This window comes from Chryseomicrobium palamuruense (assembly GCF_042649045.1).
Taxonomy (GTDB): Bacteria; Bacillota; Bacilli; order Bacillales_A; family Planococcaceae; genus Chryseomicrobium; species Chryseomicrobium palamuruense.
The window spans coordinates 1-10,549 of sequence record NZ_JBHSEF010000015.1 but is presented as its reverse complement, the minus strand read 5'-3'; the positions used below and the strand labels follow the sequence as shown (position 1 = coordinate 10,549).

The 10,549-nt window shown below is 46.4% G+C and carries 9 protein-coding genes, 1 tRNA gene, 1 other RNA gene and 1 other annotated feature; of the genes, 3 read left to right on the top strand and 8 right to left on the bottom strand.

What is annotated here, in order from left to right; genetic code table 11:
• Window positions 1-121: 121 nt before the first annotated feature.
• Window positions 122-388: signal recognition particle sRNA large type (gene ffs / locus ACFO0S_RS06495), an RNA gene on the bottom strand.
• Window positions 389-501: 113 nt separating this feature from the next.
• On the opposite strand from ffs, the gene ACFO0S_RS06490 reads away from it, so the two are divergent.
• A tRNA-Ser gene (locus ACFO0S_RS06490) sits at window positions 502-594 on the top strand.
• A gap of 557 nt (window positions 595-1,151) precedes the next feature.
• On the opposite strand, the gene ACFO0S_RS06485 is transcribed toward ACFO0S_RS06490, so the two are convergent.
• Together ACFO0S_RS06485 and ACFO0S_RS06480 are read right to left on the bottom strand one after the other, a co-directional pair.
• Window positions 1,152-1,820 carry a deoxynucleoside kinase gene (locus ACFO0S_RS06485; RefSeq protein WP_378140989.1) on the bottom strand — a complete coding sequence of 223 codons (669 nt, stop codon included), beginning with the start codon at window positions 1,818-1,820 and terminating at the stop codon, window positions 1,152-1,154.
• A complete protein-coding gene (locus ACFO0S_RS06480; protein WP_378140988.1) occupies window positions 1,817-2,455 on the bottom strand; it encodes a deoxynucleoside kinase in 639 nt (212 codons plus the stop codon). The genes ACFO0S_RS06485 and ACFO0S_RS06480 overlap by 4 nt, the downstream gene beginning before the upstream one ends.
• A 130-nt stretch (window positions 2,456-2,585) precedes the next feature.
• Here ACFO0S_RS06480 and tadA point away from each other — a divergent pair, with 130 nt between their 5' ends.
• Window positions 2,586-3,083: a tRNA adenosine(34) deaminase TadA gene (gene tadA, locus ACFO0S_RS06475; RefSeq protein ID WP_378140987.1), complete on the top strand. Its 498-nt coding sequence runs from the start codon at window positions 2,586-2,588 to the stop codon at window positions 3,081-3,083.
• Between the two features lie 19 nt (window positions 3,084-3,102).
• On the opposite strand, the gene serS is transcribed toward tadA, so the two are convergent.
• Entirely contained in the window at window positions 3,103-4,377 is a 1,275-nt protein-coding gene (gene serS / locus ACFO0S_RS06470; RefSeq protein ID WP_378140986.1) for a serine--tRNA ligase, read from the bottom strand.
• 63 nt (window positions 4,378-4,440) lie between these two features.
• Window positions 4,441-4,641: a binding site (T-box leader), on the bottom strand.
• Between the two features lie 118 nt (window positions 4,642-4,759).
• Between serS and pdxR the strand changes: the two genes are divergently transcribed.
• Complete coding sequence (pdxR, locus tag ACFO0S_RS06465; protein WP_378140985.1) at window positions 4,760-6,181, top strand: MocR-like pyridoxine biosynthesis transcription factor PdxR; 1,422 nt, start codon at window positions 4,760-4,762, stop codon at window positions 6,179-6,181.
• A 23-nt stretch (window positions 6,182-6,204) separates the two neighbouring features.
• On the opposite strand, the gene ACFO0S_RS06460 is transcribed toward pdxR, so the two are convergent.
• The 4 genes from ACFO0S_RS06460 to ACFO0S_RS06445 form a co-directional block, all read right to left on the bottom strand.
• Complete coding sequence (locus ACFO0S_RS06460) at window positions 6,205-7,494, bottom strand: serine hydrolase (RefSeq protein ID WP_378140990.1); 1,290 nt, start codon at window positions 7,492-7,494, stop codon at window positions 6,205-6,207.
• Between the two features lie 179 nt (window positions 7,495-7,673).
• Window positions 7,674-9,140 (bottom strand): IMP dehydrogenase, encoded by a 1,467-nt coding sequence (gene guaB / locus ACFO0S_RS06455; RefSeq protein ID WP_378140984.1) that lies wholly within the window; start codon window positions 9,138-9,140, stop codon window positions 7,674-7,676.
• 161 nt (window positions 9,141-9,301) lie between these two features.
• Window positions 9,302-9,778 (bottom strand): glutathione peroxidase, encoded by a 477-nt coding sequence (locus ACFO0S_RS06450; protein ID WP_378140983.1) that lies wholly within the window; start codon window positions 9,776-9,778, stop codon window positions 9,302-9,304.
• A gap of 573 nt (window positions 9,779-10,351) precedes the next feature.
• The coding region (locus ACFO0S_RS06445) for a hypothetical protein (protein ID WP_378140982.1) at window positions 10,352-10,549 on the bottom strand (198 nt) is incomplete at its 5' end.

Genomic DNA, 10,549 nt, shown 5'->3' with positions numbered 1-10,549 from the left:
TGTCTCCATAAAATCAAAATACCATGAACACTGGGCTCATGGCATCAAAAATTATATACTTTCTTATCTTTTAAAAAACCCGTCTTCCCTAACAGGAAAACGGGTGAATCTTCTATGTATACCGTGCACCTTCCTTCGACTGCTACACATGAGCGGCACGCTTGTCGTTAGCTCAGTCCAGGCGACCCCGCGGCACATAAATAGCACCACTTAATGCTGCTTCCTTCCGGACCTGACATGGTTCATGGGTATTCATTGCGCAGGACCCGGACGTCAACACTACGTGCAAACACCAGACCTCACATGCAAACAGCCTCAGAGAAGGAGTTCAGTCTCGCTAGAGCGGATTGCGAGTTACAAGACACCGCTACCTTCCCACCTAGCACGGCATTTACTAGTATACGCACCTCTTCAAAAAAAATCAAATCACTGTTCCGAAAAAATATTGAATTTCTCTGTTGACTTTGAATTTTAGACGTGATAAATTTATTTCTGTACTTCGGAGGTATACCCAAGTCCGGCTGAAGGGATCGGTCTTGAAAACCGACAGGCGGGTCAAACCGCGCGGGGGTTCGAATCCCTCTACCTCCTCCATTTTAATTAACACACACGCATAAATATGAGATTGAATTCGATCACTCCAGGTCGAATTTTTCTTACAAACCGTGTGTCTGAATATTTCGAACTGCCTGTTTTACTCTGCGGAGTGAGATGGGCAGTTTTTTCGTGTGCTGTTGCCTAGTTTGTGTCTCTAGGTGCTTTAGAACAAAAATACACCTGAAGGTAAAACTACGGACACTCCAAGATTTAGGAAAAGACCTTAATTGCGAAATCAAGGGAGGAGATTCATAGAGGTCTATTTCGACGTCCTACCCGGCCCATTCGAGGGCACTAACCGGTCCTTTCAGAAACATCACCCGGTCCATTCTCTCCAAAACAACCTGTCCCCACGTGGCTCACTCAGATATCAAACACCTTCTTATCTATTCAGAAGGGGCTTACCCACTTCTAAAGAAATAGTTGGGGGTAGTTCTTACTAGGCAAGACCAAGACCTGGTTGGAAGCAAACGAATTGAAGTAGATTTTAAAAAACTGGGGGATTTATAAACAAAAAACCCCCTCCATCTCAAATCAAAATGAAGGGGGCCCTACTATCCGCGGAAAACGGCTGTTTTCGTTAAGTGATTCCCGATACGCTCCAAGATCTTTTCTACATCTTCTGGACGTTTCACGATATCGTAGTCGTTGATATTCAGGCGGAGTACCGGACAGCCATTAAAACTGTCGATCCAGTCCTCATAGCGGCCGTGCATCTCTTCCCAATACGTAGTCGGCGTTTGCTGCTCCATCGGGCGCCCACGTTCTTGAATGCGGTCAACGATGCTGTCGAGAGAACCTTCCAGATAGATCAGTAGGTCCGGATGCGGGAAGTAAGGAGTCATGACCATTGCTTCAAAAAGACTTGTGTACGTTTCGTAATCCACTGGATCCATCGTACCCTTCTCTTTGTGCATGCGTGCAAATATGCCAGTATCCTCGTAAATCGAACGGTCTTGAATAAAGCCGCCTCCGTACTCAAACATCCGCTTCTGCTCCTTGAAGCGTTCCGCTAAGAAGTAAATCTGTAAGTGGAAGCTCCACTTGGCAAAATCATCGTAGAAACGATCTAAGTAAGGGTTCGTGTCGACCTTTTCAAAAGATGTCTTAAAATCGAGCGCCTCTGCGAGCGTCTTCGTCATCGTCGATTTCCCTACACCGACTGTTCCAGCAATAGTAATCACCGCATCATGGGGAATACCATACTTCTCTCGTAAATTCATCGTTGCAAGCTCCTTTTATGTAATGTTGCGTTTACCTGTTCTAAAATGTGTGACAAGTCTTCCGGGTTTTGGACAAAATCAAGATGATCGCCATTCACGCGAAGCACCGGCACTTCCGGATGCGCTTTCTCAAAGTCCTCAATAAATACACGGTAATCGGCAGATAGCTGCGCAAGATACGCAGGATCTATCTTCTTCTCAAACTCCCGTCCACGAAGCTCAATGCGTTCAAGCAGAACGTCGAGGCTGGCATCGAGATAGACGACCATGTTCGGCACAGGCATGTCCCGTGTCAAAATCGAATAGATCGATTCGTACTTCATGTATTCCACCGGCGAAAGCGTGCGTTTCGCGAAAATTAAATTCTTGAAAATATGATAATCTGCTGCGACGGGCTTGGCGTTTGCGATATAATGCTTTTGAATGTCTGCAAGTTGCTTGTAGCGGTTACAGAGGAAAAACATTTCGGTTTGGAAGCTCCATTCAGCAATGTTCTCATAAAATTTATCCAGAAACGGGTTTTCATCAACAATTTCTTTCAACAATTCAAACTGATAGGTGTCCGCAATGGCTTTTGCAAGGGATGTTTTCCCTACACCAATCGGACCTTCTACCGTAATAAATGGAATGGACATAGCTTCTGACCTCACTCTTCTGTCTCAAGTCGTGCTTTCCATTTTACCATAGCTCACCCATGAAACATAGATGAAAATCCGTCCATCTTTTGGGTACTGACGATGGAAAACCAGAAAGGAGGGAGGCTTTATGCACAACGTCTTTATGCAGGAAGCCATTCGCGAAGCACAGAAAGCCGGCGACGCTGGAGAAGTGCCAATCGGGGCCGTCTTAGTTCATCGGGACCAAATCATTGCCCGTGCTTCTAACCTTCGGGAGACGACGCAAAATGCCCTTACGCACGCCGAGATGCTCGTTATTGAGGAAGGCTGCAAACAGCTCGGTAGCTGGCGACTCGAAGACACGACACTCTACGTGACACTTGAACCGTGCCCGATGTGTGCCGGTGCTATCTTACAGTCCCGCATCCCCCGTGTTGTCTACGGGGCACGAGACCCAAAAGCCGGATGCGTCCATTCTCTCTATACCATGCTCAACGATTCCCGCTTCAACCATGAGTGTGACGTCATCGAAGGCATCGAAGCGGAGGCATGCGGGGAACTGCTCACCTCCTTCTTTCGAAACCTTCGGGAACAAAAAAAACTGCGCAAACAAGCGCTGCAAAACGAACAGCCGACTTCCGATTAGGAGGCCGGCTGTTTTTCAATTAGCGGATGACGTCTTTGCCACCCATGTATGGACGTAACACTTCTGGAATCACGACAGAGCCATCTTCTTGCTGATAGTTCTCAAGGATCGCTGCAACGGTACGACCGATTGCAAGACCGCTACCGTTTAGCGTATGCACATACTCTGGTTTTGCTCCTGTTTCACGGCGGAAGCGAATACCTGCACGGCGTGCCTGGAAGTCTTCAAAGTTACTGCAAGAAGAGATTTCTTTGTAGTCATTGTAGCTTGGGAGCCATACTTCGATATCGTACTTCTTCGCTGCTGTGAACCCAAGGTCTGCTGTACACATCAACAAGACGCGGTACGGAAGGCCAAGCAATTGAAGAACTTTTTCCGCATGTCCTGTCAGAAGTTCAAGCTGCTCGTATGATTCTTCCGGTTTCACAAAGCGCACAAGCTCGACTTTATTGAACTGATGCTGACGGATGAGTCCGCGTGTGTCGCGACCCGCAGAACCTGCTTCTGAACGGAAACACGCACTGTACGCAGTAAACGCTTGTGGCAGCTGCTCCGCGTCTAAGATTTCATCACGGTAGAAGTTTGTTACTGGCACTTCTGCTGTCGGAATCAAGAAGTAATCCTCTTTTTCAATAAGGAACGCATCTTCTTCGAATTTCGGCAACTGGCCTGTACCTGTTAAGCTCTCACGGTTGGCCATATACGGAGGAATCATTTCCTCGTAGCCATGCTCTTCCGAATGAAGATCCATCATGAAGTTGATAAGTGCGCGCTCAAGACGCGCTCCAAGTCCGCGGTAGAATGCAAAACGGCTACCTGTCACTTTCGCTGCACGTTCAAAGTCGACAAGCTTCAAATCTGTGACGATATCCCAGTGTGCTTTTGGCTCATAGGCAAACGTTGGGGTCTCTCCCCACGTACGGTGTGTCACGTTATCGTCTTCTGTGTCCCCAATCGGTACACTGTCGTGCGGAATGTTCGGGATGCGCATCATCATGTAGTTGAATTTCTCTTCTACTTCACGCAGCTCTTCATCGAGTGCTTTGATCTCGTCTCCGACTTGGCGCATACGGGCAATCGCATCATCCGCGTTCTCTTTGTTGCGTTTCATCGTAGAAATCTGCTCAGATACTTTGTTGCGCTCAGATTTCAGTTCTTCCGTCTTGGCAATCAGTTCACGACGCTTCTGGTCGAGCACTTCAAACTGATCAAACTCCGAGATATCTTCTCCCCGCTTTGCCAGTTTCGCTTTTACTGCTTCAAAATTCTCACGTACATACCGTACATCTAACATACGAATTCCTCCTTAAATTTGGCTACTTACGATTTTTTGCACACAAAAAGCCCTCATCCCTGAAAAAGGGACGAGAGCTACCCGCGTTACCACCCTGGTTGTGTCCATACGAACACCACTTGTCACATAACGGCCACTGGACCGGTCTCCGTTATACCGGAGACAACTCTCAGGATGGATTCACAAGGGTTTTTATCAGCTCACACCAACCGCTGACTCTCTTGAAAAAACGGGCTTGTTACTACTTCCGATCATCGTATTTCGCACATGAAATTAGTCTTAGTGTACCCGAATTTCAAGATTTATGCAATATGTTCAGCAGACACACCCGCGTGCATCCACTATAATGAAAAGCACAGAGTTTCTAGGAAGGAGCGATTCGGTGGAATTCTTTTTACCCCACTTATCAGAAGACACGTCTATGCCGTTATATGAGCGCCTGTACCGAGCATTCCGAGAAGCAATTCTCTCAGGGCAACTGGCAGAAGGCGAAAAGCTTCCTTCTAAACGCCAACTCGCGGATTATCTGTCCATTAGTCAAACGACCATCGAAACGACGTATCATCAGCTGGTGGATGAAGGCTACGTGATTTCTCTTCCGCGGAAAGGGTATTTCGTTCAAAACAGTACAGAACTGATACGAAGCGAACCGCAAACTATTTTAAAAGCATCGATTCCGGAAGCGGTGACGTACCGCTATGACTTTCATCCCGGAAAAATTGATTTAGAACATTTCCCCCTCGATCAGTGGCGGAAGTGTGCACGAGACGTCATGACGGATGGAAACCGGCACCTCTTGCATTTAGGGCATCCGCAGGGAGACCTGCCGCTTCGTCAACAGATTGCCGGCTATCTCTATCAATCGAGAGGCGTTCGCTGTACCCCGGAACAACTTATTTTAGGGTCCGGAACCGAGCAGCTCTTACCTTTTCTCCTTCGGCTCATAGCGAAAAAAGGAATTCTTGCCGTCGAAGATCCAGGCTACTCCTTAACGCATCACTTTTCAAACGACAGCTCCTACCAGGCTGTACCGATTGCGGTGGATGAGGAAGGGCTCCGAGTGGATGAATTGAAAGCATCCGGGGCGACAGGTGCTTACATTACACCGGCTCACCAGTTCCCGACCGGAGCTATTCTTTCTGCGTCTCGCCGCAACCAACTTCTAAAGTGGGCACGGGAAGCAGACCACAGATACATCATTGAAGATGACTACGACAGTGAATTCCGTTATGTCGGCATGCCTATTCCGGCGTTGCAAGGGTTTGATACGCACAACCGAGTGATCTATTTAAGTACCTTTTCGAAGTCTTTGATGCCGTCTCTACGTATTGCCTATGCTGTTGTGCCGGTCTCATTGCTGGACGTGTACCGCGAACAGTTCGGCCACTACGCAGCTACCGTTCCGCGTTTAGACCAGGCCACCCTTGCCCTCTTTATGGAGCGGGGACATTTTGAAAAGCATGTTAACCGGATGCGAAAGCTCTATAAACGGAAGCTTGACCTGTTGCATGAATTGATCGATCCGTATAGCGATTGGCTCTCCATCTCTGGGGATCAGGCCGGCATGCATGTCATTTTAAATGTCGAAACAAAGATGACGGGAACCATGATGAAATCGGCTTTAGCAGAAAAAGGTCTTCGCATTGCTTCTCTCGACCAGTACCGTATCGAAAAAACAACAGAAACCTCGAAACTTCTTCTTGGTTTCGGCGGAATGCCGATGGATGAGTTAGAACAGGCTGTTACTGAATTAATTGATGAACTTACGATGATTTGCCATAAAAAAGATCCCTCTACCAGTTAAGGTAAAGGGATCTTTCGTGTTCATTAGAAAAGTCCACCGACAAAGTCCGTCACATTGCCCCATAGGCCAGCGAAGAACGCGCCAATGCCTTGAAGAACAAGTGAGAACCAGCTAGCTCGCTCAACAGCAGCCGTTGTGACCATATCTACGCCTGCATCTTTTTCAATGATGTAGCCTAGGTCTTCGCCTTCGGTGTTCTCAAGTTTCACTTTCCCAACAACTTGTCCATTTTCCACTCCAGCTTCTAGCACCTCAGCTTCCGGAGTAAAGACAGGTTTGTACAATTCTTTATCGCTCGATTTGATGACCATCGAAATGCCTTCTTTCGTGGCAATTCCTACTTCATCTTCTTTTCCTTTGTCTACGGCAATTGTTTCAGCGCCTTCAATCGTCTGTCCAGCCCCTACAAGTTCTTCTTTCGAGAACTGTGCAAAACCGTAATCCATCATGGCACGTGTTGCATCAAAGCGCGCTTTATAAGAACCGACCCCTTGTGAATCGACTGCTTTCATGACGACTGTAATCAAACGCATGCCGTTACGTGACGCTGTTCCTGTGAACGAGTGACCCGCAAGTTCTGTCGTTCCTGTCTTTAATCCATCAATCCCTGCGTACTCATACACAAGGCCCGGAAGCATGAAGTTCCAGTTCGACATTTCAATTGCATCCGTAGTCCCTTCACGGAACGTCTTCTTCGGAATGCTAGCAGCTTCTAATACTTCTGGGTAGTCGCGAAGCAAAATATATGCAAGACGCGCCACAGACTCAGCTGGCATGACGTTTTCATCGTTGGCTCCAGTTGAGGCAGGATGCATTCCCATTAAATCTTCATTGTTCAGTCCCGTAGAATTTACAAATGTGTACCCTTCAAGACCAAGCTCTGCTGCTTTTTCATTCATCAAGTTCACAAAATTATCTTCTGTACCTGCAATCGTCTCCGCAATCGCGACAGTGGCAGCATTCGCAGAGTAGATTGCCATTGCTTCATATAGTTCACGAATCGTATACGTGCCGTCCTGACGGAGAGGAACGTTACTTAGTGCACGGTTTTGGGACAAACGATACGTATAATCAGTTACCGAATATTGTTGGTCCCATGTGATTTTTCCGTCTTCAATGGCTTCAAATAACAGGTATTCTGTCATCATTTTCGTCATACTTGCAATCGCAAGTGGTTGTTCTGCATTCTTTGTATATAAAATCTTTCCAGTTTCTCCATCAATCATAATCGCAGCGTCGACTGTTAAGTTTAGCGGATCTGTTTCCGCTTGGGCAGCCTGTGGTGTAGCAGCTATACCCGTTACGAGCATCATCGGAAGGATGAGCCATTTTGCAATCCATTTTTTCAACGTAAGTACCCTCCAAAGCCTATTTTTCCTTGCTCATTTTATCACAAACCTTGTGAAAAAAATGTGCTTTCACTAAAAAAACACACATAATGCCTAGTTTAGACGGCATTACATGTGTGAATGTTCCTGAATTGATCTAGTTATTAAGAAATAGAATAATTTGGCGCTTCTTTTGTGATTTGCACATCGTGTGGATGGCTTTCACGAAGACCTGCACCTGTCATTTTAATAAACTGTGCTTCATTGCGAAGTTTTTCAAGATTGTGTGCACCGCAGTACCCCATACCTGAGCGAATTCCTCCTGTCAGTTGGTGGATCGTATCCGACAGTGGCCCTTTGTAAGGTAAGCGACCTTCGATTCCTTCTGGAACCAATTTTTTCGCATCTTCTTGGAAGTAACGGTCTTTCGAACCGCGCTCCATCGCACCAATCGATCCCATTCCGCGGTAGACTTTGAAACGGCGACCTTGGAAGATTTCTGTTTCTCCTGGGCTCTCAGAAGTTCCTGCTAAAATACTTCCGAGCATAACGACGTGCCCACCTGCAGCAAGTGCTTTGACGATATCTCCGGAGTACTTGATTCCGCCGTCTGCGATGATGGCTTTGCCATGCTTACGAGCTTCTGTAGCACAGTCGTAAACCGCTGTGATTTGAGGCACACCGACACCTGCGACGACACGTGTTGTACAGATGGAACCTGGTCCAATTCCGACTTTGATAATGTCCGCTCCTGCTTCAATTAACTCGCGCGTCGCTTCAGCAGTGGCCACGTTTCCTGCAATGATTGCAAGGTCTGGATACGCCGCACGAATTTCTTTGACGGTTTCCATAACCCCTTGAGAATGACCATGCGCCGTATCAATCGTAATAACGTCGACATGTGCTTTCACAAGTTTCTCAACACGCATCATCGTATCCTTTGTGACACCAACAGCTGCACCGACTAGTAGGCGCCCTTGCTCATCTTTCGCTGCGTTCGGGAATTCGATGACCTTCTCGATATCTTTGATTGTAATGAGACCTTTTAGGATGCCTGCCTCATCGACAAGTGGTAACTTTTCAATTTTATATTGCTGAAGGACCTTTTCTGCCTCTTCAAGTGTGGTACCAACAGGTGCTGTGACGACGTTTTCCTTGGTCATCACATCATCAATCTTTAATGAATAGTCTTGAATAAAGCGAAGGTCACGGTTGGTGATAATACCCACGAGTTTCTGCTCGTTTTCATTATTGACAATCGGCACACCGGAAATGCGGTATTTCCCCATTAAATGCTCTGCGTCATATACTTGGTGCTCTGGAGTTAAGAAGAACGGGTCTGTGATAACACCATTTTCCGAACGTTTCACTGTTTCCACTTGCTCTGCTTGCTCATCAATACTCATGTTCTTGTGAATGATTCCAAGACCGCCTTGACGTGCCATCGCAATCGCCATTTTCGCTTCCGTTACCGTGTCCATGCCTGCACTAATAATCGGGATGTTCACTTTGATGCGATCTGTCAGTTGAACCGATAAGTCGACATCTTTTGGAAGTACCTCTGATTTCGCTGGAACAAGCAATACATCATCAAATGTTAACCCTTCACGCTGGAATTTTGATTCCCACATTTCCGTCTTCCCCCTCATGATTTAATCAAGTAGCTTTTGAATATTAGTGTTAAGGTTATCAGCGGCTTAAAGGAGTGTCAAGATAGGCACAAATTAAACATGTATTTCGATTTTTCAATCAGTTTTCTCACTAGAAAAAGCGGATGAATCATCCGCTTCGATTAAAGATATTTGACTAAGTCTTCTTCGATTTTTGCAGGACTTGTTTGAGGCGCATATCGCTTCACCACATTGCCTTCTCGGTCGACAAGGAATTTCGTGAAGTTCCACTTGATGCCTTCGGATATAAGTCCCTTCTTCTCGGATACCAGATGCTTAAAGAGCGGATCCGCCTCGTCACCTTTCACATCTACTTTCGCAAACATTGGGAATGAGACACCATAGTTGCGCTGACAGAAACTCATAGTTTCCTCGATATCATCAAATTCCTGATTGTTGAACTGGTCGCTCGGGAAACCTAAGATTTCGAGACCTTGTTCTTGATAGTTCTCATAGAGCTTTTGGAGTTCTTCAAACTGCGGAGTAAAGCCACATTTGCTGGCTGTATTCACAACGATTAATACTTTGCCTTTATATTCATCTAAGTTCACTTCGTTCCCTGAAGGTGCTTTTACTTTAAAATCAAATACAGTCGTCATCTGAACGAGCTCCTTTCGTTGGTAATTTTACTTTACGGAGAATGGTGGGGGAATTCAACTAATACGTTCTAGATGTGGAGAACGCTCGTTCAGAAACCGTGAGCTAAGACGGGGGCTCCATAAATGCGCTCTTTGCATTTCTGGAGGTCACGGCTTAGTGAAGGGGTTTCTAGCGTTCGCAACTCGATACTATCTAGATGTGGAGCAGGCTCGTTCTGAAATTCTGTCAAATGACAGCGTGGACAGGGAGGCGCCCTTTGCCTCAATGGCCGCGATGGCATTTGGCATGGATTTCAAGCCTGCGAAACTCGATAATGCTAGATGTGGAGCCACCTGCTTCAGAAACTTTATGTAACTAACCTAAGCACCCGTTCATTGGCCATGAATGAGGATTTATTGGCCATGAAACTCACTTTATTAGCCATGAGCGACGAGTTATTCGCCAAGATCGCCGATTAATTGGCCACAGACGTATTATTGGAAACTATTCCTATTAAAATACCCCATTCCTGAACACCCACCTTCCCTCAAAATCGGATGTCCCAAGCCCTTGCTAGGAAGGGCTTCAACACTCTAGGTGTTTTCATGGGCTGAGCGCACGTTCAGCGTACAGCCGAAAGATTTGTCGTTACAAGATGCCACTTTCTCGTTACCAAATGATGATTTGTCCTGCCAGAGATTCGATTTGTCGTGACAAACTGTAAGCCCGAATTCAAATAACGCATATTTTTCAAATGCACTTCCCGGTATGATCGTGGTAACACGAATGGG